23 protein-coding genes and 1 tRNA gene are annotated in these 20,961 nt (G+C 68.9%); 13 read left to right on the top strand and 11 right to left on the bottom strand.

Going from position 1 to position 20,961, the window contains the following annotated elements; translation table 11 throughout:
• Window positions 1-28 precede the first annotated feature (28 nt).
• Window positions 29-3,820: a serine/threonine-protein kinase gene (locus OZ403_RS22580; RefSeq protein ID WP_268781707.1), complete on the bottom strand. Its 3,792-nt coding sequence runs from the start codon at window positions 3,818-3,820 to the stop codon at window positions 29-31.
• Between the two features lie 146 nt (window positions 3,821-3,966).
• Entirely contained in the window at window positions 3,967-4,203 is a 237-nt protein-coding gene (locus tag OZ403_RS22575) for a helix-turn-helix domain-containing protein (protein WP_013940940.1), read from the bottom strand.
• 267 nt (window positions 4,204-4,470) lie between these two features.
• Here OZ403_RS22575 and OZ403_RS22570 point away from each other — a divergent pair, with 267 nt between their 5' ends.
• From OZ403_RS22570 to OZ403_RS22540, 7 genes are all read left to right on the top strand, one after another.
• Window positions 4,471-4,878: a (deoxy)nucleoside triphosphate pyrophosphohydrolase gene (locus OZ403_RS22570; protein WP_140792877.1), complete on the top strand. Its 408-nt coding sequence runs from the start codon at window positions 4,471-4,473 to the stop codon at window positions 4,876-4,878.
• Between the two features lies 1 nt (window position 4,879).
• Window positions 4,880-5,806 carry a hypothetical protein gene (locus OZ403_RS22565; RefSeq protein WP_268781706.1) on the top strand — a complete coding sequence of 309 codons (927 nt, stop codon included), beginning with the start codon at window positions 4,880-4,882 and terminating at the stop codon, window positions 5,804-5,806.
• Window positions 5,807-5,981: 175 nt separating this feature from the next.
• Window positions 5,982-8,003 carry an ATP-dependent zinc metalloprotease FtsH gene (ftsH, locus tag OZ403_RS22560; RefSeq protein WP_140792873.1) on the top strand — a complete coding sequence of 674 codons (2,022 nt, stop codon included), beginning with the start codon at window positions 5,982-5,984 and terminating at the stop codon, window positions 8,001-8,003.
• Between the two features lie 112 nt (window positions 8,004-8,115).
• Window positions 8,116-8,361: an RNA polymerase sigma factor region1.1 domain-containing protein gene (locus tag OZ403_RS22555; RefSeq protein ID WP_140792871.1), complete on the top strand. Its 246-nt coding sequence runs from the start codon at window positions 8,116-8,118 to the stop codon at window positions 8,359-8,361.
• Window positions 8,362-8,466: 105 nt separating this feature from the next.
• Window positions 8,467-8,739 carry a hypothetical protein gene (locus OZ403_RS22550; protein WP_268781705.1) on the top strand — a complete coding sequence of 91 codons (273 nt, stop codon included), beginning with the start codon at window positions 8,467-8,469 and terminating at the stop codon, window positions 8,737-8,739.
• On the top strand, window positions 8,723-9,097 hold the full coding sequence (locus OZ403_RS22545; protein WP_268781704.1) for a nucleotide exchange factor GrpE: 375 nt from the start codon (window positions 8,723-8,725) through the stop codon (window positions 9,095-9,097). The genes OZ403_RS22550 and OZ403_RS22545 overlap by 17 nt, the downstream gene beginning before the upstream one ends.
• 68 nt (window positions 9,098-9,165) lie before the next feature.
• Window positions 9,166-10,626, top strand: coding sequence for a trypsin-like peptidase domain-containing protein (locus tag OZ403_RS22540; protein WP_174258860.1), 1,461 nt, complete (start codon window positions 9,166-9,168; stop codon window positions 10,624-10,626).
• Window positions 10,627-10,638: 12 nt separating this feature from the next.
• On the opposite strand, the gene OZ403_RS22535 is transcribed toward OZ403_RS22540, so the two are convergent.
• A complete protein-coding gene (locus OZ403_RS22535) occupies window positions 10,639-11,274 on the bottom strand; it encodes a DUF6066 family protein (RefSeq protein ID WP_140792867.1) in 636 nt (211 codons plus the stop codon).
• Window positions 11,275-11,441: 167 nt separating this feature from the next.
• Here OZ403_RS22535 and OZ403_RS22530 point away from each other — a divergent pair, with 167 nt between their 5' ends.
• The gene (locus OZ403_RS22530; protein ID WP_002638616.1) at window positions 11,442-11,801 is read left to right on the top strand and encodes a PilZ domain-containing protein; all 360 of its coding nucleotides are present in this window, start codon (window positions 11,442-11,444) and stop codon (window positions 11,799-11,801) included.
• A 100-nt stretch (window positions 11,802-11,901) separates the two neighbouring features.
• Here OZ403_RS22530 and OZ403_RS22525 read toward each other — a convergent pair whose 3' ends face one another.
• Window positions 11,902-13,452 (bottom strand): Glu/Leu/Phe/Val family dehydrogenase, encoded by a 1,551-nt coding sequence (locus OZ403_RS22525; RefSeq protein ID WP_328285459.1) that lies wholly within the window; start codon window positions 13,450-13,452, stop codon window positions 11,902-11,904.
• A 336-nt stretch (window positions 13,453-13,788) separates the two neighbouring features.
• Here OZ403_RS22525 and OZ403_RS22520 point away from each other — a divergent pair.
• Window positions 13,789-13,863 (top strand) — tRNA-Thr (locus OZ403_RS22520).
• Window positions 13,864-13,984: 121 nt separating this feature from the next.
• Here the strand turns inward: OZ403_RS22520 and OZ403_RS22515 are convergent.
• Window positions 13,985-14,485, bottom strand: a complete 501-nt coding sequence (locus tag OZ403_RS22515; protein WP_268781702.1) for a hypothetical protein — start codon at window positions 14,483-14,485, stop codon at window positions 13,985-13,987.
• 254 nt (window positions 14,486-14,739) lie between these two features.
• On the opposite strand from OZ403_RS22515, the gene OZ403_RS22510 reads away from it, so the two are divergent.
• Both OZ403_RS22510 and OZ403_RS22505 read left to right on the top strand, forming a co-directional pair.
• Window positions 14,740-16,032, top strand: coding sequence for an AHH domain-containing protein (locus OZ403_RS22510; RefSeq protein WP_268781701.1), 1,293 nt, complete (start codon window positions 14,740-14,742; stop codon window positions 16,030-16,032).
• A gap of 9 nt (window positions 16,033-16,041) precedes the next feature.
• Window positions 16,042-16,629 (top strand): imm11 family protein, encoded by a 588-nt coding sequence (locus OZ403_RS22505; protein ID WP_268781700.1) that lies wholly within the window; start codon window positions 16,042-16,044, stop codon window positions 16,627-16,629.
• 105 nt (window positions 16,630-16,734) lie between these two features.
• Here OZ403_RS22505 and OZ403_RS22500 read toward each other — a convergent pair whose 3' ends face one another.
• The 6 genes from OZ403_RS22500 to OZ403_RS22475 form a co-directional block, all read right to left on the bottom strand.
• Window positions 16,735-17,031 carry a hypothetical protein gene (locus OZ403_RS22500; protein ID WP_268781699.1) on the bottom strand — a complete coding sequence of 99 codons (297 nt, stop codon included), beginning with the start codon at window positions 17,029-17,031 and terminating at the stop codon, window positions 16,735-16,737.
• A 10-nt stretch (window positions 17,032-17,041) separates the two neighbouring features.
• Window positions 17,042-17,218: a hypothetical protein gene (locus tag OZ403_RS22495; RefSeq protein ID WP_268781698.1), complete on the bottom strand. Its 177-nt coding sequence runs from the start codon at window positions 17,216-17,218 to the stop codon at window positions 17,042-17,044.
• A 171-nt stretch (window positions 17,219-17,389) separates the two neighbouring features.
• Window positions 17,390-18,013 carry a class I SAM-dependent methyltransferase gene (locus OZ403_RS22490; protein WP_268781697.1) on the bottom strand — a complete coding sequence of 208 codons (624 nt, stop codon included), beginning with the start codon at window positions 18,011-18,013 and terminating at the stop codon, window positions 17,390-17,392.
• A 28-nt stretch (window positions 18,014-18,041) separates the two neighbouring features.
• Window positions 18,042-18,836, bottom strand: a complete 795-nt coding sequence (locus OZ403_RS22485) for a sulfite exporter TauE/SafE family protein (protein WP_268781696.1) — start codon at window positions 18,834-18,836, stop codon at window positions 18,042-18,044.
• A gap of 26 nt (window positions 18,837-18,862) precedes the next feature.
• A complete protein-coding gene (locus tag OZ403_RS22480; RefSeq protein WP_140792849.1) occupies window positions 18,863-19,189 on the bottom strand; it encodes a rhodanese-like domain-containing protein in 327 nt (108 codons plus the stop codon).
• Between the two features lie 31 nt (window positions 19,190-19,220).
• On the bottom strand, window positions 19,221-19,922 hold the full coding sequence (locus OZ403_RS22475; RefSeq protein ID WP_140792847.1) for an MBL fold metallo-hydrolase: 702 nt from the start codon (window positions 19,920-19,922) through the stop codon (window positions 19,221-19,223).
• Between the two features lie 96 nt (window positions 19,923-20,018).
• On the opposite strand from OZ403_RS22475, the gene OZ403_RS22470 reads away from it, so the two are divergent.
• Window positions 20,019-20,444 (top strand): YeeE/YedE family protein, encoded by a 426-nt coding sequence (locus tag OZ403_RS22470; protein ID WP_268781695.1) that lies wholly within the window; start codon window positions 20,019-20,021, stop codon window positions 20,442-20,444.
• Window positions 20,445-20,455: 11 nt separating this feature from the next.
• Window positions 20,456-20,932, top strand: coding sequence for a DUF6691 family protein (locus OZ403_RS22465; RefSeq protein WP_268781694.1), 477 nt, complete (start codon window positions 20,456-20,458; stop codon window positions 20,930-20,932).
• The last annotated feature ends 29 nt before the right edge of the window (window positions 20,933-20,961 follow it).

Genomic DNA, 20,961 nt, shown 5'->3' with positions numbered 1-20,961 from the left:
GGCCCCGGCACTGGGCGTGGCCGTCCCGCTAGGGGCTTTCGGCCGGGGCCGCCAGCGCGCGGACGCGGTCCGTCCACAGCGGCGCTTCGCGTGCGGTCTCCTCGACCTCCGCGACCCGCGCCCGCAGCGTCACCGCGTCTCCGGCCTTGCGAGCCGCGCGTGCCGCCCAGACGAGAATCTCCAGCCGCTCATCAGGCGTGGCCAACCGGCGTGACTCATCCACCAGGTGGGCCCAGGCATCGGCGCCGTAGGGAAGGGCGTCGCGAGCCTCGTTCACGACGCGCCGGACCACGGACAGCATCAGCGCGTCCGAAGGTGACAGACGCTGCCGCGTGTCCGGCTCCTCGAGCCAGGCGAGCTGACGTGCGACTTCGGACATGTCTCCGAGCTCGCAGCACAGGCGCGCCACCAGCAGGGCATCCTGGGCCATGGACCGGGGGAAGAAGCGCTGGCTGAGCACGCCGGCCCGCCGCGCCAGGGGCAATGCCTCCACGGCCCGGCCCTGGTAGCCGAGCAGCAGCGCCAGGTTGAAGGCGGAGGTCCGTTCAATCTGCACGTTGCCCAGCTCGCGTCCCAGGGTCACCGCGCGCTCCAGGTCCGCGTGAGCGCCCGCCGCGTCCCGGCGCTGGACATGCAGCACCATCCGGTTGTTGAGGGCCACGCCCAGGTGCAGGGTGTCGCCGGTCGCCTCGCACAGGGCGATGGCTTCGTCGAAGCGGCGCGAGGCTTCGTCCAGCCGGTCGGTCCACGCCAGCATCGCGCCCAGCATGGCCAGGGCGATGGCCTCCGTCTCCGAGTCCTCTCCGGACCGCGCGGCCTCCACGGCTCGCTCCAGGGCGGGCACGGCCCCAGTGATGTCCTCCTGCCGCACGAAGACGCGCGCCTGGGCCAGGGCATGGCGCGCGGCCAGCTCCGGGGGGACCGCGTCCTTCAGGCAGTGCAGGGCCTGCTCCAGCAGCGCGGTGGAGCCTATCGCGTCGTCCTGCCAGTCGAGGGCGGTGGCTTCTTCCAGCAGCAAGTCCGCCTCGCGCACCACATCGCGGTGGGCCTTGGCCAGCAGGCGGGCGGCGCGCAGGTCTTCCACGGCATCGTCGATGCGCTGGAGGCGGTAGCGCACGCGTCCTCGTCCCGACAGCAGCTCCAGCCGGACGGCCTCTTCGGTGCGCGGCACCAGCGACAGGGCGGCCGAGTAGTGCCGTTCCGCCTCCAGGAGCCGGTGCGCGTGGCGAGCGGATTCGGCCAGGTTCCAGTGGAGGGACGTGGCTTGGAGGGAATCTCCGGCGGCCTCGGCCAGACGCGCCCTTCGGGCGGTGGGCGTAGCGGGCAGGGCGCGCAAGGCGGCCGTGCAGATGCGCCGCTTCAGGGGCGGAGGGAGCAGTGCGGTGAAGGCTTCGCGCAGGGTGGTGTGTTCGAAGCGCCAGCGCCGCGGCCCTCGGGGTTCCACCATGCCCGCGCGTGCCAGCCGCTCCAGCGCGACGCCCGGGTCCAGCGACAGGTCCAGGGACGGGTCTGCCTCCAGGTGGGCGAGCGTGGCGGTGAGTTCCTCCAGCCGCACGTCGTCTCCCAAGAGCGCCGCGACCTGGAGCAGGGCGCGCAGGCCAGGGGGCAGGGCCGCGAGGCTGCGCTCGGCGAGCCGTTCATCCGCGCCCGGGCGGTCCGGAGCCAGCCCGTTCAGCGCGTCCGCGGCGAGGTAGCCACCCCCATCTGGACGGGTGCGGATGGCGCCCGCGCCTCGGAGGGCTCGCACCGTCTCCATCATGCGCAGTGGCGAGCCGCCGCAGCGCTCCACCAGCTCTCGCAACACGCCTTCGGCAATCAGGTCTACGGGGCGCAGCCACTGGCGAAGCAGCTCGCGCGCATCGTGTTCCGGAAGGGGAGAAAGCTCTCGCTGTTCGGCGTCTCGTGCGCGTTCCCCCAGGTAGGGGCGTAGGCCTAGCAGCCGGTGCCGGCCGGCGAGCACCACGCACAGGGGGGCACCCTCGCCAGAGAGCGTCGCTAGTTCCAGTGCATCCAGGGCCGTGGGGTCCAGCGTGTGCGCGTCATCGACCAGCAGCACCAGGGGCTGAGCGGCCGCGAGCCGCCACAGGTGTGCTGCGATGGCCCTCGCCACCAGTTGCCTGCGCGCCGCCGGGTGCACGGTGGCGACATCCAACGGGGGACGCGCGTCCGCGAGCAGCCGGCGCAGCGCTTCATCCGAGGGAGTCTGAGATGGCAGGCCGAGGACGGTGTTGATGAGACTTCTCAGACCGCTTTCGCTCGCGCTGCCTTCATCCGGGATCGCCTCGATGAAGCGCACGGAGACGCCGGGCGTGCCCTCCAGTTCGCTCCGCCACGTCGTGAGCAGGCGTGTCTTGCCCAGGCCCTCTTCCGCCAGCAGGGTGCGCAGCACGGGCGCGCCGTGTGCCTGCACGCGCGACAGGGCTTCGCGCAGCCACTGCCGCTCCGTGTCCCGGCCCAGGAGGACGTCAGGAGATATCAGCGCGGCCCCATGCGGCGTGCTGTAGGGCAGGTCGCCCAGGTGGGCTCGGGCGCTAGCCGTCAGTGCGACGGTCTCAGTGGTGGAGGCGGATTCAAACGATGGCCACCACCGCTCGGGCCGCTCCACCGCCGCGCCACCCACCGTCAATCGACCTGCACGCTCACGAATGCGCAGCGGTGCGCAATGAAGCGCGAGCGTTGCGTTTGGGGGGAGGGCGGCTTTCAGCACCTCTGCGGCCCGGAGCGCGGCGCGCAGCCCGGCTTCCACTGCCACTTCGTGGGGGAACGCGAAGAGGCAAAGGCCCGGCTCCACGCGCGCGAGGATGCCGCCGCTTCCGGCGAGGCAGGCCTGCAAGGCCGGTGCGTCCAGTGAGGACTTCACACCGAGCACCGCCACCTCGTGCGTGGCTCGGCTGGTGTCTGGGGTGGGGGCGGTTGAAGGGCCTGCGTCCGTCCGGGACGCCTCCGTGGCGCGGCGCGGGTTCTCCGCCAAGGCCCCGGACACCGCATGTGTGCCCAGCACATCGCCAGCGCCCTGAAGCTCGCGCAACTCCTCCGCCAGCGACCGCGCACTGTCCCCCCGGTCCTCGGGAGCCTTGGCCAGCAGCCGCTGCACCAACGTCTCCACCGCCGCGGGTACCGGCCAGGGCGCGAGCGTCCGTATCGCCGGAGGCCGCCGCGAGACATGCGCCTGGAGCACCGCCGCCGCCTCTCCGACAAAGGGAGGCCGACCACACAGCAACTCAAAGAACATGACCCCAAGCCCATACAGGTCCGCGCGCGCGTCGATGTACCGCGCGTCCCGGCACTGCTCGGGTGACATGTACTCATGGGTTCCCAGCCGCTGACCCGTGCGAGTGAGCCCTGGCGAGAGCCCCTCCCCATCATCCTGGGCCGTCAGCCGCGCGAGCCCGAAGTCCAGCAGCACGAGCCGCCCTTCGGACAGCACGACGTTTTCCGGCTTCAGGTCCCGGTGCACCACGTCCGCCGCATGGACCTGGGCCAGCGCCTCCGCCAGGGCTCGCATCAGCGGGGCCGCATCGGCCCAGGGCAGGGCCCCGGCGCCCGGCAGCTTCGCCAACCGCCGAGCCAGCGTCGGGCCCTCGATGCGCTCCATGATGACCACCCGCTCACCGGCGCGGGTCGTGGCCTCGCCCAGCAGCTGTGGCACGGCGGGGGGACCGATGCGGCGCAGGGCCTCCAACTCCCGCCCCAGCCGTTCGCCCGCGAGCGGCTCCAGCACCTTCAGCGCGACGTCCTGCCCATCCACCTCACGCCGCGCGGCGAACACCCGTCCAAACCCACCGCGCCCCAAGGGCGCTCCCAGGACATGGCCCGCCACATCCGGAGGCTCCGGCAAGGAGCCTGGGGCACGCGCTTCGACCGGGCCGTGGCGAGGACAGCGCTCGGCCACGCGGCGATGGCAGGTGGGGCAGCGCATGGGCGTGGGAGCTCGGGACCGGGAGCTTGGACAGCCACGCCCGGACGTCAGTCACTCATCTCCGGCAGCTCGGGCAGCACATCCGGGTCCAGCTTCAGAATCACACACAGGCGCGTCAGGGTGGGAATGGTCGGCACCATGACCCCTCGTTCCACCCGAGCGAGCACTTCCACGGGGATTTCCAGTTGCTCGGCGACCTCCTCCATGCCGAGCCCCGCCTGCTGGCGGGCGGCTTTCAGTGCCGCTCCGAGCACCTCGGCCCTTTCCCTACGACTCGTCGTCATGGGGCGAGCATGACGCCTTCTCGCGTTCCCGTCATCCAATTCACCACATGCCGGTGCGCTGGCGCACGGACCCGAACACTGCCCGGGGGGCGGGCGGCCGGGGCAAGCCCCCCGGGCGTCCGCGGCGACTGTGCGGCCCAGGGGGAGGGTGGCCGGGCTGCACGGACGTGCGCAGGCTGGGCGACTGGGGTTGCGGCATTGGCGCCGGGCGAGGGCTGTGTTAGTTCGCCCCTCCCCCCGGTGTCCCGCCAGAAAGAGGAGAAGCGAATGGCCCGCCGTCAGGTCCGTGTCGTCGGTGCAATGCTCCAGAACGAGCAGGGGCGCTACCTCATCACCCAGCGCCCCCCCACCGCGTCGCTGCCCCTGCTGTGGGAGTTCCCCGGCGGGCGCGTGGAGGAGGGCGAAGAGGACGCCGAGGCCCTTGCCCGGGAAATCCAGGAAGAGTTGGGCGTGGAGGTGGACGTGCTGGGTCAGGCCATGCACACCCACCACGAGTACCCCAACTACGATATCGACTTCCGCGTCTTCCACTGCCGGCTCTCGCGGCCGACGGAGAAGATTCAACACCTGCGCGTGCATGACCACCGCTGGGTGACGCTGGAAGAGATGTCCGCGTACCGCTTCCCGGACGCGGATGCCAAGACGCTGGCGAAGCTGCTCGACCTGGACAGCTGACGTGCCGCGCCGTCTCCTCCTGGCGTTGCTGGCCGGAGTGCTGGGCGCGTGCTCCCGCTCCAAGCCGCCGCCCGCGCCGCCTCCACCCGAGGCGACGAACCAGGTCCCGGCCCAGGGCGTGCCGGGGTGCACGCTTTACGGCGAGCCTCAGCAGTCCGGCACCGTGCCCGACGTGCTGCCCGAGCTCTCCGGCCTGGCCGCCAGCCAGCGCCACCCGGGCGCCTTCTGGGCGCACAACGACTCCGGCAACGGCTTCGAGCTGTTCGCGATGGACGCGAAGGGCGCCATCCTCGCCCGGTTGGTGCTCATCGGTGCCACCCCGCGCGACATCGAGGACGTCACGGTGGGGCCCTGCGCCCAGGGTACGTCGCGCAGCTGCGTCTACCTGGCGGACATCGGCGACAACTTCGCGCGCCGGGAGCAGGTGCGGCTCTACCGGCTGCCAGAACCGGAGGCGCTCGAAGACGCCACGGTGCCGGTGGAGGTGCTGCCCTTCATGTACCCGGACGGGCCCCGCGACGCGGAGTCGGTCATTATCGATGCACGCTCCGGCCGGTTGGCTGTCATCACCAAGACGCTGGACACCCTGGGAGATGTCTTCGCGCTGGATGGTCTGAGCGCGGACACCTCCATCCAGGCCCGGAAACTGGGGACGCTGACGGCGCCACTTGGGATGGACCGGGCCACCACCTCGGCCTCCCTGCATCCGTCCGGTGAGCGGCTGTTGCTGCGCACCTACTCGCGCGCGTACGAGCTGCGCCGCCCCGACGCCGCGCGGCTGGAGGACCTGTTGCAAGGACAGCTCGTCGAGGTTCCGAGCGGGAGCCAGGCCCAGGCAGAAGCCATCACCTTCCTGCAAGACGGCAACGGCTATTTGTTGGGCACGGAGTTCACTGGCCAACCCTTGTGGTTGATCGGGTGTCGCTGATTCGCCGCAAGGGCCCACACATGCCGTGAAGCCCGCCTGGCGGGTTGACGGTATGGCAACGGTGAACATCTTTGGCCCGCTAGGGAAGACGCCTCGCGGTCGCGGTGTCCGCGTGTGCGGGGGAGGGGGAGGGTCGAGCGTGCCGACGATGAAGCCACAGGATTTGCCGCCTGGGATGGGCCCACGCGGAAAGAAGACAGACAAGCCAACGCCAACGGGGAAGGGGTTCAAGTTCGGCTCACCGTTGGGCTACATCCTGTTGCTCGTCCTGGGCTTCCTGCTGTTCCGCAACGTCTTCCAGGACGCGGGCGTCCGGCGCGTGAGCTACAGCCAGTTCCGCGACGGGGTGGAAGCCGGGAACTTCAGCCGGGTCCAGATTTCGAACGAGTGGGTAAAGGGCTTCCTCAAGGACACGGCGCAGCCGCCTCCCCCGGCAGACGGGGAGCGCACGCTGCGCGGCGAGCCGAGCGCCCTGCCGTGGATGGCCTACCGCGTCGCCGGTGACGAGGGGCTGGTGCCGCTGCTGGAGCAGAAGGGCATCCAGTTCGAGGCCGTGCCGCAGTCAGGGCTGGGCGAGGCGCTGTGGATATGGCTGCTGCCCTTGGGCCTCTTCTTCCTCTTCTGGAGCTTCATGATGCGCCGGGTGGCCGGCGGCATGGGGCAGGGCCCGCAGAGCGTCATGAGCTTCGGGAAGACGCGCGCCAAGGTGCAGGCAGAGGCCGACACCGGCGTGGGCTTCAATGACGTGGCCGGCGTGGATGAGGCGGTCGACGAGCTGCGCGAAATCGTCGAGTTCCTCAAGACGCCCGAGAAGTTCCGCCGCCTGGGCGGGCGCATCCCCAAGGGTGTGCTGCTGGTGGGCCCTCCGGGTACGGGCAAGACGCTGCTGGCACGGGCCGTGGCCGGTGAAGCGGGCGTTCCCTTCTTCAGCCTATCGGGGTCCGAGTTCGTGGAGATGTTCGTCGGCGTGGGCGCCGCGCGAGTCCGCGACTTGTTCGCCCAGGCCACGGCGAAGGCGCCGTGCATCATCTTCATCGACGAGCTGGATGCCATTGGCAAGAGCCGCAACTCGGGCGTGGCCGGTGGACATGACGAGCGTGAGCAGACGCTCAACCAGCTGCTCGCGGAGATGGACGGCTTCGACAGCCGCGCGGGTCTCATCATCCTGGCTGCCACCAACCGTCCGGAGATCCTGGACAGCGCGCTGATGCGTCCGGGCCGCTTCGACCGGCAGGTGCTGGTGGACCGGCCGGACAAGCGGGGCCGCGAGCGCGTGCTGGAGATTCACGCCAAGGGCGTGAAGTTGGGACCGGACGTGGACCTCAATGCCATTGCCTCGCGCACCCCGGGCTTCGCGGGCGCGGACCTGGCCAACGTGGTGAACGAGGCCGCGCTCCTGGCCGCGCGCCGCAACCGCGACGCGGTGATGCGGGCGGACTTCGAGGAAGCCATCGAGCGTGTCGTCGCCGGCCTGGAGAAGAAGAACCGCCGGATGAACGAGCGTGAAAAGGAGATTGTCGCGCACCACGAGGCGGGCCACGCGGTGGTGGGGTGGATGCTGCCTCACGCGGAGCGGGTGACGAAGGTGTCCATCATCCCGCGCGGTCTGGCGGCGCTGGGCTACACGATGTCGCTGCCGCTGGAGGACCGCTATCTCATGTCGCTGGACGAGCTGCGCGACAAGATGGCGGGGATGATGGGCGGCCGGGCCGCGGAGGAGATCTTCATCGGGGAAATCTCCACCGGCGCGTCCAACGACATCCGCCAGGCCACGGAAATGGCCCGGATGATGGTGCGGGACTACGGCATGAGCACGCTGGGGCCGGTGGCCCTGAGCGCGGAGCATGGCCCGGGCTTCCTCCGCTCGGCGGGCGTGCCGGAGACGCGCAGCTACTCCGAGCAGACGGCGCGGATGATTGACGAGGAGGTGCGCAAGCTCGTCAGTGAAGCGCTCGACAGGGCCCGTCAGGTGCTGACCACTCACAAGGACAGGGCCCAGGCGTTGGCGGCCCGGCTCCTGGCCGTGGAGGTGGTGGAGGAGGAGACCATGGTGACGATTCTGGGGCCCAAGGTGTTGGCGCAGCGCGGCCTGCTGCACCCGGAGGCGCGTCAGGTCATCTCCGCGCACCCGGTGGACGTCGGGGGCAGTGACGACCAGACGCCGCCCACGCAGCACTCGGACGCGCTCGACTCCTGAGACTTCGACTGGCTGGGCGCCTGCCCTCCTGCCGTCCCGAAGCCCACCGCCACCACGACGCCCTGCGGCGAGCGGTGGGCGAAATTATCTTCAGAGGAAAGGAGGCGTCGCCGTGGAGAACAGGATCGGTAAGAGCTACATCGCCCGCAAGGCCCTCTTCGCGAAGGGGCTCAAGGAGGGACGGCTCACGGTTCAGGAGATTGAGGAGGCCCTGCCGGCGGGATCCCTGACGGCGGCGGAGCGGTGGCTCCTCTACTACTCGCTGCGGGCCGCCCAGGTGGAAATCATCGACGAGGTGACAGGGCAGGTGGACCACGGCTTCATGGCCGAGTCTCCCGCCGCGCCGCAGGAGCACTAGCTCGCTCCCGCGTTGACAGGGGCCTTCTCGCGGTTAGGTTCCGGGCAGCAGTGGCTCCCTACCTCTCGCGCGAGACTGCGCACCCACCATCGCCTCAGGTTCGACATGGCCGGCAACACCCGCACCGACGCAGCCCCCGAATCCCCCCAGCAGCCCCCCTCCGCCAACGGCGAGGGGCCTGTTTCCGCCGCCGAGGAGTCTTCCTCCCAGCAGCAGGCTCGGGAGGAGCATGCGGCTCCCGGGCAGGACGCGGAGCGGGAGCGGCTGGTGGCGGAGCTGGAGACGCTCCGCAAGAAGTTCGACACCGCCGTCCGCGCGGTGCAGGCCCGCGGAGAAGGACCGCGAGGAGTTCAAGCAGCGCGTGACGCGGGAGCGTGAGCGCATGCTGGACGTGGAGCGCGGCAACGTGGCCGTCACGCTGCTGGAGGCCATCGACGAACTGGACCGTTGCCTGTCCGTCAGCGCCCAGGACGCCACGCCGCTGGCCGAGGGCGTCCGGATGATTCGTGACGGGCTCCTGCGCAAGGCGCAGTCCACGGGCATCGAGCGCCTTCATGTCGTCGGGCAGACCTTCGACCCGAACACGGCCGAGGCGGTGGACATGGAGATCACCGCCACTCCGGACGATGACCAGCGCATCGTCGCCGAGCTGCGTGCGGGCTACCGGCTGAAGGACCGCATCATCCGTCCGGCCCGGGTGAAGGTGGCGAAGTACGTCGCCCCCGTCCAGGCCTGACGCCGCCGTCCAGGGCGCCCCCGTCAGGGGAAGGGGGCGCCGGGCCAGGTTGTTGAGCCCGCTCGACCATGGTCCGCCGTGTAAGCTGCCTCTCCGTGCTCTCCCGATTCTTCTCCCTGTGTTTGGTGCTGGCGCTCGTCCCGGTTGCGGCGGCCGCCGAGGGTCCACTCGACGCGTGGCTTCCCGCGCGGGCCCGGGAGCATGCCGCGTGGTTCGCCGCACAGGCCGCGGGTGTCGAGGGGCAGACGGGCAGCCTGGGCCTGTGGCTTGAGCGCGCCGAGGGAGACCCGGGCATCCCCCACTTCGTGCCCCCGTCCTCGCTGGCGCCGCTGATCCGCGCGGTGGAGGCGGGCGTCGTCAACATCACCACCGTGGGGCCCCGGGCTGGTGGCTTGGAGGGGATGAAGAAGTCCACCGGCTCCGGCTTCGTGCTGACGCCCGACGGGCTCGTTGTCACCAACAACCACGTGGTGGCCAGCGCGCAGCAGATCGCCGTTCGCCTGGCGGATGGCCGCGAGTTCGCCGCCTCCGTGGTGGGCCGTGATGCCTCCACGGACGTGGCGCTGCTGCGGCTCAGCGGCGTGGACCTGGGCAAGCTGCCCGCCGTCTACCTGGGGGACTCGGACCGGATGGCGGTGGGCGACTGGGTGGTGGCCATTGGCAACCCCTTTGGCCTGGACCACTCCGTGTCCCACGGGATGATCTCCGCCAAGGAGCGCGTACTGGGCGTGGGCCAGTTCGACGACTTCATCCAGACGGACGCGCTCATCAACCCCGGCAACTCCGGTGGGCCGCTCTTCAACATGAAGGGGGAGGTGGTGGGGGTGAACACCGCCATCATCAGTCAGGGGCAGGGCATTGGTTTCGCGGTCCCCAGCAACCTGGTGAAGGAGCTGCTGCCCAACCTCCGGGAGAACGGCAAGCTGGAGCGTGGGTGGCTGGGCGTCGTCATCAACGACGACGGGAGCAATGGTGGCGGTGACCGCCGGGCCCCGCTGGTGAAGGACGTCTACAAGGGCAGCCCCGCCGCGGCCGTGGGCATCCGCCCCGGAGACCGGCTGGTGGCGGTGAACGGGCGGCCCATCGGCTCCTACCTGCAGCTCTTGCGCAAGGTGGCGCTGCTGGCGCCGGGCACCGAGGCGCGCCTGTCGCTGACGCGTGGCACCGAGACGCAGGAAGTGACGGTGCGGCTGGTGGCGCGCCCCGCGCAGGAGGCCACCGAGGGGCTCATCCAGCGGACGGCCAGCGAGGAGGAGATGGGGCTGGTGATCCGCGACCTCACGCCGGAGGTGGCCGCGCCCCTGGGGGAGACGGCCTGGTCCGGGGTGCTGGTGTCGGGCGTCACGCCGCGCAGCCCGGCGGACTCGGCCGGCCTGCGGGCGGGAGACGTGGTGACGGAAGTGAACCGCCGCCGGGTGAAGGACGTGGCCGGGGTGCGCGCGGCGCTGGGGAAGGGGAGCGCCGGGGCCAGCATCCTCCTGCGGGTGAAGCGGGGCGAGGCGCTCCAGTACATCGCCATCGCCCGGTGAGGTGACGCCCGGCTAGCGCTTCTTGGCGTCCTTGCCGTTGAGCCACAGGCCCATCGTCTGGCCGCTGCGGGCCTCGGTGATGAAGATGGCCTCGATGCGCGCCGTCACGCCGTGGCTCTTCCCGCCGCCCTTCTTGGGCAGGGTCCACACGCTCTGCGGGGTGAAGACAATCTGCGCCCGCACCGAGCGCGCGGAGAAGAGGCGGTTGAACATCTGCAGGTTCCACCCCGCCGGCATGTCACCGGTGACGGTGAGGTAGGGGAGGATGGGGTTGCCGTTGCCGTCCGTCTTCTTGGGCGCACCGTGGGTGAGCGCCGAGCTGCCGCCGGGGAAGAACGGGGTGATGTTGATGCTGTACTCGCCCGTGCCCAGCGAATAGGGCCCCGGGGTGAGCATGGTGGCGTCGTCCTCGGTGACGATCATGTACAGCCGCTTGCCCTGGTACTTCTTCCGGAACGCCTCCGCGTTGGCCTTGCACTGCGAGTCCACGAAGGGGCCGTCGCACGCGCCCACGAACTTATCCAGGAAGGTCCCCAGCCCGCCCAGCGGCTCGGCTTCGTCACGCAGCTTGGCGAAGCGAGGGTCCGCGTCCGCCAGGGCAAGCGCGGGCACGAGGAAGAGGGCGGCGGCGAGGAGGATGCGATTCACGGGCGGGGTCTCCGGGGAACAGGGGTTCAGCCTGGAATCGTGCCATTTCGGAAAGCGTCCGGCACTCGTTACATGGGTGTGCAGGGGTGGATGTAGGTGAAGAAGTTGCCTACATATAGCTACCGTGTAGGTTGCGCCTGTCACCACCTGTTCCGGGAGCTACCCCCATGTTTGAGCGTCCTCACGAGCGCCGTTCCCACCTGCGTTTCGACAAGGTCTTCACCGTCTACCTCACCACCCAGGATGGGATGCTTCGGGGTGTGGGCCGCAACATCAGCACGCGGGGCATGTTCGTGGAGGTGCGGGACCAGGTGGGCCTGGGCGAGAAGCTGAAGGTGACGTTCGCTGGCGAGGACGGGACGGAGATGACGTGCCTGTGCGAGGTCCGCTACCAGGTGGCCCTGGCCTTCGGGCGCAAGGACGGGCGCGAGGGCAGCAGCCGCGGCGTGGGGCTGCGCATCGTGGCCTATGAGACGCAGGACGACGCGCCCCTCCTGCTGGTGGACCGCGAGCGGGTGATGCACTGACGTTCGCCCGGGGCCCGGAACAAACGAAAGGGCACGGCCTTCCAGATGGAGGACCGTGCCCTTCGTGTTTCCAGCGGTGGGCGGGTGCCCGTGGCTTCGACTACTGCGAGAAGCCCTCGAGGAGGTAGTGGGCCTCGATGCGCTTGAGCGCCAGAATCATGGCGGCGCAGCGGGTGTCCACCGCCTCACCGATGCAGTACTGGCGGCTGTCGTGCATCTCCGTCTTGCGCGGCTGGTTGCGCGAGATGTCGCGGATGATGCGGTAGTTGCGCTTCATGGCGCGCTCGAGCCGCTGGTCGACCTCGGCCTCGCTCCAGCGCTCCATGCGCTTGTTCTGGATCCACTCGTAGTAGCTCACCGTCACGCCGCCGGCGTTGGCGATGATGTCCGGGATGAGCTCGATGCCGCGCTTCTCCAGGATGCGGTCGGCCTCCGGGGTGGTGGGGCCGTTGGCGCCCTCGGCCACCAGCTTGACGCGCAGGCGCTCGGCCACCTCGGCGGTGATTTCGCCGCCCAGGGCCGCGGGGACCAGGATGTCCGCCTGGACGTCCCAAAGGTCCTTCTTCTCGATGCGCTGGGCGCCCGGGAAGCCGAGCACGCTGCGCTTGAGGTTCTTCGAGTCCTGCACGTACGCGGAGAGCGCGGCGACGTCGATGCCGTCACCATTGAAGATGGTGCCGTCGGCGTCGTTCACCGCGAGCAGGCGGGCGCCCATCTGCGACAGGATGTTGGCGGCGTGGCTGCCCACGTTGCCGAAGCCCTGGAGGATGAACGTCTTGCCCTTCACGGACTCGCCGCGGTCGGCGTAGTAGTCCTCGATGCAGAAGGCGACGCCCTGGCCGGTGGCCTTGTTGCGGCCCTCGGAGCCACCGATGCGCACGTCCTTGCCGGTGACGATGCCGCGCAGGTTGTGGCGCTCGCGCTCACCGTCCGAGTACTGGCGGTAGAGCAGGGCCATGATGCCGGGGTTGGTGCCCACGTCCGGCGCCGGGATGTCGATGTCCGGGCCAATCATGCTCTTGAGCCGGTACATGAAGCGCAGGGTGATGGCCTCGATCTCCTCGCGGCCGTACTCGCGCGGGTCAATCTGGATGCCGCCCTTGCCGCCGCCGAACGGAACCTCGGCGATGGCCGTCTTCCAGGTCATCTCCGCGGCCAGGGCCTTGAAGAGGTCCAGGGACACTTCGCGGTGGTAGCGCAGGCCGCCCTTGTAGGGGCCGCGCGCCTGGTTGTGCTGCACGCGGTAGGCCTTGAAGCGCTGCGACTCACCGGGGACCAGCTGGTACACCTTGCCGTCGGGCAGGCGCAGGTGGCCCTGGCGGATGTCCACGTCCGAGCCCAGCAGGGCGCGGCCGTTGAGGATGATGTTGCCGTTGGCCAGCAGCTCCAGGCCCTCCTTGTTCCGGACCTGCGTCTCGGGAAGGTTGGAGAACGTGCGCGCCTTCTCCTCGGAGAGCGGGACGAGGCGGTCCTTCAGCTTCGCCGTGACATAGAAGATGTGCTCGTAGTCCGGCTCCTCCAACTCGAGGCGGACGCGCTTGTCCAGCGCGATGAGGTCCGCGGCACGATGGAAGATCTCCATCGCCTCGGTGTAGACGGTGCGCTTGGGCGTAGGGGCCGGGGCACGCATGAAATTCTCTTCGCTGGCCATGACGGAAGATGCTCCTTGTCGCGTCGCCGCTCGTGGGCGAGGCACGTGGGGGTAGCGGGGCCCTTATGTACATAGGCGCTCCGAGAGTTCAACCGCGCCATGCACCCGTCCTCTCCCGAGAATCTGGAGCGATAACGGGCACTTATGCCAACGCGATGTGTCACCTGCGACAGACGCGGTGTGTCATCCGTGTCAGGGTGGTCAATCGTGGGGATGGTTGGAAAACCAACGATGCGGGCGCGCGGAAACGGGCGTGCTGGCGGGGATGGTGGGATCCTGCCTTCATTTCTGCTTGCCGGACATGAGCCGCCATGGTACTCCCCGCGCACCTGTCGCGCCGACATAGCTCAGCGGTAGAGCAACTGATTCGTAATCAGTAGGTCCCCAGTTCAAGCCTGGGTGTCGGCTCCACGAAGAAAGAAGGGCTGGTTGCTTCAAGCAACCAGCCCTTTTTCTTTTCCGCCGCGATCAGCGCTCGGGCGTTGTTCCAACCAGGCCGAGGGGCCGCGACAATTTCAGCGGTCCTGCTTCCTCACCGGAACTCGTCCACGATGTAGGCCCCTGCCAGGGGAGAGTCGAGGATGGCCGTCCCTGGCTTGGACTCGGGTCGCTTCCGGTGTAGCCCGAACCCGAGGCGAGCCACCGCGCAGATCGGAATTTGATCGCCGCCTTTCATGGGCTGGGCGGCATGGTAGCGGATGACGGCCTGTGGTCCGCTGGCCCAGACCCGGCCATGGAGTCGAGCTGGTGCTTCAAGGAGCCCCATGTCCTCCTCAAGCACGCTCTCAATCGGGCCGTCGTATAGGGTGATGGGATGTGCCCGGGTCTGGTTCGCGTCGAGCTGCGCCCATGCGGATTCACCGACGAACAGATGCAGGTAGCTCATCACCTTTCGTGTGTCTTCTGGGCACTCTTGAGGTCCTGGACTGTCTTCGGGGCGCACGGCGACACCACCCGTCGCGGAGCCAGGGCATCCCGTGGACGTGATGAGCAGGACGACGCAGCCCAAGAGCGCGAACTTGTCGGGAGCCATGTCGTCCGCACTCAGCGCGCAATGAGGGCCGGATCTAGCTGGACGAAGGCTTGCTGCAGCCCATCGTGCCGGTAGATCTCCAGCCAGAGGCTCGTCAACACGCCTTCGTCCACGAAAGCGCTACCGTCCGCGACAATGGCCAGACACCGGACCCACCGGGAGCGCTTTCACGGCGCGAGCTCTGCTGAAGTTGTCAGACCCCAAAGTCAGGCTGCAGCGCCTCCTGATTCCCAGGGGCGTCCTCGGGGGATGCTATGAGATTGGTTTCCGTAGTGTCTTTGCTGCTTCTTTCGGCGGGATGTGCGACCACTCGCATCGTCAATATCGATGCTGGAAATGGTCAGCGAGTCGTCCACGAGTCGGTAGATGTTGACCCAGTCGAAGTGAGCGAGGACGAATTCAAGTCTGCCCTCACGCGGCTCATTCTCGACATGCGCATGGATGTTGCGTTCCGAGCAGCTGAAGTGGCGGATGAGCGAGAATGGGTGCGCTCCAGGACCCTGCTGGCGTCCTCGAAGGGCCTCGCGGATTCGGGGTCGGGGAGTTCACCTGAGTCTTTGTACGCGCGCATCTGTCCCGATGCGGACGACTGCTTGACCCTGGTGGGTGGAACGGGGCTGACGTTCTCCCGGAAGGACCGGACGCTGATGGCACTGTCCTTCGCGCTCGACACCGTTTGGGAGGGCGTCGAGGCCGAGGTCGGCAAGGTGCTGAACCCAGCGGCGCTCAAGGCCCTGGTGACGTCGGCCGCGCTGACCCTGCTCCTCACGGTGGCGCTTCCCGAGCCCGTCACCAAGGTCATCGCGGTAGCACTGACGGCGGCGATGGTGGCGTACCTGGGCGTGGTGTCCGTCTGGGAGATTGGGCGCGGATTCGTCCGGTTGTGGGATGATGCGGGGAGGGCGATGAGCGTCTTCGAGCTACAGGACATCGGGCATCGGTTTGGGCGGGTGCTCGGCACGAACGGCACGCGCGTCCTGGTGCTCGTCGTCATGGCGGCGCTTGGAGGAAAGAACGCGATGGCAGCCCAGGGGCCGAAGCTCCCTGGCTTTCCTCAAGCCGCGCTTCGAGCGCAGGCCGAGTCGGGATTTCAGCTCGGAGCGGCGATGGGCGGCGGTGTCACGTCCATCGCGCTTCCCGCTGCTGGTGTGCGGAACGTTGCCCTGGCGCCCGGAGCCGCTGCGGCCCTGGCGATGTACTCGGACGGGCGCTTCCCGGGCGACAAGGTCGGGCCCGTTCATCACATCTGCACGAACAAGAACCCCATTGCCGACACTACCGGGGGGCCATGGACGCCGAGGTGCGAGGAGGTCTTCAAGAAGGCCGGGATGACTCTTGAGGACGCTGCAAACAAGGTCCGGCTCAATGGGCACGAAGGGCCTCACCCCGAATTCTATCACAATGAGGTGCTTCAGCGCCTCAATCGTTCTGTTGCGCGCTGCCGAACGACGGAGAGTTGCCGGGCCAGTTTGATGAAGGCACTCGCGAAGATTGCAGATGAGTTGCTCACACCGGGCTCGGAATTGCGCAGCTTCATCGTGAAGTAGGAGGGTAGGTTGGAACGGAACTTCTATTGGGTGAGACTTGGCGATGTGCCCCAGTGGCTTCTTGAGACGCCGATACGGGATTCTGGTGAGGCGTTTGACGAGCCTTGGATGTTCGCGGATGGTCGCGTCCTCCCAGACTCTGGACCCATCAAGGCCCACATTTCACATCCCGGGAAGAAGCGCGGGTTCGTGTTCGCAGGGGTAGAGGGAACTCCCATCGGCAGCGAAGCACTCGCGAACGTCTTCAGAACACTGGCTCCCGATGACGTCCAACTGTTTCCGGTGACGGTGGAGGGAGAGCCCGAACGGTACTTCGTCGTCAATGCAACCAAGGTGGTTGACGCCATAGACGAGGCACGATGCCGGGAGGTGCATCACTATGACGAGGACGACCCTGCCCCTGGATATGAAGGAGAGTACAACTGGATCTACGGACTGCGAATCGACCCCTCGAAGACTGAGGGCGCGCACGTCTTTCGGCTGAAGAAGTTCAAGATCGCCTTCATTGTCTCGGAGGACATCAAGAACGCGCTCGAACGGGTCGGGAACCTGGGCGTGTCGTTCGAGCGCGTGACAGAGGCTCCCGACCTTCATTGACGGTCGGTGCTGAGTGCCGAGCTGGCGACGATTCCGAACTTCAAGATCTAGGGCTTGCCTCCGGTGTCGCGTGTGGCCCCGACTCGGAGGGCCACACGACAGCGCTCACGAAGCCATCACCGCGCTGCTACGAGAGTAGACGAGGCCGTCCTTCTGGACGGCGCCGATGCACAGGAAATCGCCGGAATCGAAGCCGGCGAGGAGGACTCGCTGGGCGGCATCCCCGAGGAGGCTCGGCCCCATGCGCTGTGCGAGACGCCGGACTGCGAGTGCGGCGTATGCCAGCGCCAAGGGGTATTCGGCATCGTTCCCGAGGCCGTCTGCGATTTCCGCACACGTTTGGACTGTGAAAGGCCTCTCTCTCGTGCCCGTCCTCCTGTCTGGTGAAATCGCGTACAACACGCCAAACGACTCATTGCACGGACAGCACCGCGTTCTGCGATGCGAAGGCGAGCCCGCCGACCAGCAGTCCCAGAAACGTCGCCAGGCGGTTGGGGTTGTCGAAGCAGATGGACAGGAGCAGCAGCGTCCCAACCGCGCCGAACACGAGCCGGACGTCCTTGCGCGCCCAGATGGAGCGGCGAGACACACCCGTCGGCAGATTTTCGGCGCCACCGGGGGGGCATGGCGGTCCCTGAGTCGTCCTACGACGTACGGCGGGCTGTTCCCTCGTCACCGCGACGCACCGGCTTGGGCTCTGTCGGTGGCGAGGGCGGACACGGCGCCGGAGCAGGTGTCCTCCGCCCGCGCAGGTCCGGGCTCACGTCGCCTTGCGCCCGACGAGCTGCACCACGGCGGCCCTTCCGGTGTGCAGGGTCCCCTCGCGGACCTCGCGCGTCAGCTCACGGAGCACGGGCAGCTCCAGCCCCGCGAAGTCCTCGCGCAGGGCCTCCGCCGTGTAGAGGAGCTCCTCGACAGGCGGTCCGCCCGTGCGGAAGCCCAGCTGAGCGGGCGTGTACGCTTCGAGGAGGACCATGCCACCGGGGCGGAGGCTCTTCACCAGCGCGCCATGCACCTGCCGCCGCAGTGCGGGGGGCAGGTGACAGAAAATGACGATGGCCGCGTCCCACGCCTCCGGTGCGAAGGTGAAGTGCGCCAGGTCGCTGACGCGCGTCTCGATATTGACGCCGCGCTCGTCGGCCAGCCGCTTCGCCTTCTGGAGGCCCACGCTCGACGCGTCCACGGCGGTGACGGCGTGGCCCAGGGAGGCGAGGTAGACGGCGTTGCGGCCCTCGCCCTCACCGAGGCTCAGCACGCGCCCGCCGGGAGGCAGGCGCGGCGCCATCTCCACGAGGAAGTCGTTGGGCTGGGTGCCATAGACATACGCCGGGTGACTGAAGCGTGCGTCCCATTGAGCGGCGGCGTCGGGGGGCTGCTCGGCCATGGTGCTCCTCCTGGAGTCCTGCGTGACGTCAGTGGGCATTCTGCGTCGTGGAGGCGCCGCCCCCCAGCCCCAACGCTTCCCGGTTCTTGAAGAAGATGAAGACGCCCATCACGACGAGGAAGCCGGAGAAGGCTGTCTTGAGCGTCGCCTGGGAGACGAAGTGGGACGCCCAGGTGCCCATCAGGATGCCCACCACGGCGATGGCCGTGAAGATGCCAAGGGAGACCCAGGGCACCTCGACGTGGCCGAGGTAGCCGGCGAAGCCCACGAGGGAGTTGAGGGCGATGACGAGCAGGCTGGTGCCCACCGCCTGCTTCATGGGCAGGCCCACCAGCAGCACCAGCGCCGGGACGATGAGGAAGCCGCCGCCCACGCCGACCAGACCGGTGAGGCCCCCCACCCCGAGCGCGGCCAGGGCCATGAAGGGGAAGGACGCCTTCCGGGGCTCGGGCGCCTGCGCGGAGTCCTTCCGGCCATTGCGAAACATGAGGACGGCGGAGACGAGCATCACCGTGGCGAAGAGCAGGAGCTGCGTCGTCCCGGAGATGAGCGCGGACAGGCGCGCCCCGGCGTAGGTGCCCGCCATGGCCACCGCCCCGAAGACGAGGGCCGCCTTCCACTGGACGTTGCCCCTGCGCCAGTGGCTCGCCGCGCCGAAGAGGCTGGTGACGCCCACCACGGCCAGCCCCATGGCGATGGACTCCTTGGCCCCGAAGCCCAGGACGTACACGAGGATGGGGACGGTGATGATGGAGCCACCGCCGCCGAGCAGGCCGAGCGACAGGCCCATGAGCGCCGCGAGGGAGAAGCCGAGAAGGGGCATGGTGTCCGTCCTGTCGCGACGCGCGCTCAGCCTTGGGGCCGCGGCGCGAGCGGCTCGCGCACGGCGAGCATCCCGCCCGCCAGGTTGAAGAGGTGTTTGAAGCCGCCGTGGGCGAGCAGCCGCGCCGCTTGCGCGGAGCGCCCGCCCGAGCGGCAGATGAGCAGCAGCGGCGCCTCGCGGGGCCACGCGGTGGAGGCGGCCTCGAGCGTGCCCAGGGGGATGAGCTCGGCTCCGGGCAGGTGGCCCAGGGGGCCGGTGTACTCGTCCGGCTCGCGCACGTCGATGCGCCGCACCTCGGGACCGAGCGTGTCGAGCTGCGAGGGCGTGATGTCCTGATAGGGGCGGGGTGTCATGGTCGGGACTCCTGCGAAGAGGCCAGGGAGCTCAGGCCCCCTGGGGTGAGGGCGCCGTGTGTCCACAGGCGCGGTTGGCCGGGACGGCGGCGTCAATCAGCTTGGGCTTGGGCAGGTTGAGGTTCTCCATGATGTGGATGAACTCCTCCCGGCTCTTGCCGGCCACGCGGGGGTTGTGCCGCTTCTCCTCGGCGATGCTCGTCACCGTGCGGCCCTTGTAGTCGTGGGCGGGGTAGACGAGTGTCTCATCGGGGAGGGCGAAGAGGACGCGCGTGAGGCTGTCGTAGAGCTGGCTCGCGTTCCCGTTCTGGAAGTCGGTGCGGCCGTTGCCGCGCACGAGCAGCGCATCCCCGGTGAAGACGCGGTCGCCGAGCAGGTAGCTGATGCTGTCGTCCGTGTGCCCCGGGGTGGCGAGCACCTGGAAGACGAGCTTCCCGACGCGCACCTCGTCCCCGTGGCGGACCTGGACGTTGGCGCAACTGGCGCCGTTCACGCTCCCCACCACCGTGGCCTGCGTGCGCTCCCGTAGCGCGCCCGACGCGGTGATGTGATCGGCGTGGACGTGGGTGTCGAAGACGTGGGTGAGGGTGAGGTCCAGCTCGGCCACCAGTTGCAGATCGCGGTCGACCTGCTCCAACACGGGGTCGATGAGGACGGCCTGGCGGGTGGCCTCGTCGCCGATGAGGTAGGTGTACGTCGAGGACTCGGAATCGAAAAGCTGCCGGAAAATCATGTCGAAGCCTCCTGCCCATGAGAGCCCGGGGCGCGAACAAAGGATTCGGCCGACGTCGGTGAATCCTTTTCACCGAAACCTGGCTCCTACTGAGACATGACTTCCTCCATCCTCCTTCCTCTCCTGGGCGGGGCCCTCATCGGGTTGAGCGCCTCCCTGTTGCTCCTGGCCAACGGCCGGGTCGCCGGCATCAGCGGCGTGGTGGGCTCGCTGCTGGCCCCCGTGCGCGGTGACGTCGCCTGGCGCGTGCTCTTCTTCGCCGGGCTGCTCGCCGGGGGCCTGCTGCTCTCCTGGTTGCGCCCTGGCTCCTTCCCGGGGCCCTCGGCCCCGAGCGCGGGCGGCCTCTGGCTGCTGGCGGGGGCCGGACTGCTGGTGGGGTTCGGATCGCGGCTGGGCAACGGCTGCACCAGCGGGCACGGCGTCTGCGGCATCAGCCGGGGCTCGGTCCGCTCCATCGCCGCCACGCTCACCTTCATGGCCACCGGCGTCCTCACCGTCTTCCTGGTCCGCCACGTCCTCTAGAGAAAGCCCCCATGCGTCCCTCCCTCAGTGCGTTCCTCAGCGGCCTCATCTTCGCCCTCGGCCTGGGCCTCGCCGGCATGACGGACCCGGCCAACGTCCTCGGCTTCCTCGACATCGCAGGCGACTGGGACTACCGGCTCGCGTTCGTGATGGGCGGCGCCATCGCAGTTCACGCGGCGCTGCGGCCCCTCATCCACCAGCGCGCGCAGCCGCTGTTCGCCGCGAAGTTCCCTTCGCTCCCAGCCAGCAAGCCGGACTCGAAGCTCCTCGTGGGCGCGGCCCTCTTTGGCGTGGGTTGGGGGCTGGGCGGCTACTGCCCCGGTCCCGCGCTCACCTCGCTGGCGACCGGGGCCTTCCCGTTGCTTGTCTTCGTGCCCGCCATGTTCGCGGGCTTCTACCTGGCGCAGGTGCTGCAAGCTCGAATCGGTGTAGGCGCGGGCTCACAGCGTCCTGGGACGCCGAGCGTGGGCGCGACGCCCGCTCCGTGACCCTGTGCCCGCCACGAGGAGACAAGGGC

It is taken from the genome of Myxococcus sp. NMCA1 (assembly GCF_026810205.1).
Classification (GTDB): domain Bacteria; phylum Myxococcota; class Myxococcia; order Myxococcales; family Myxococcaceae; genus Myxococcus; species Myxococcus xanthus_A.
The sequence above is the reverse complement of the archived record's forward strand: the minus strand, read 5'-3'. Positions and strand labels throughout refer to the sequence as shown.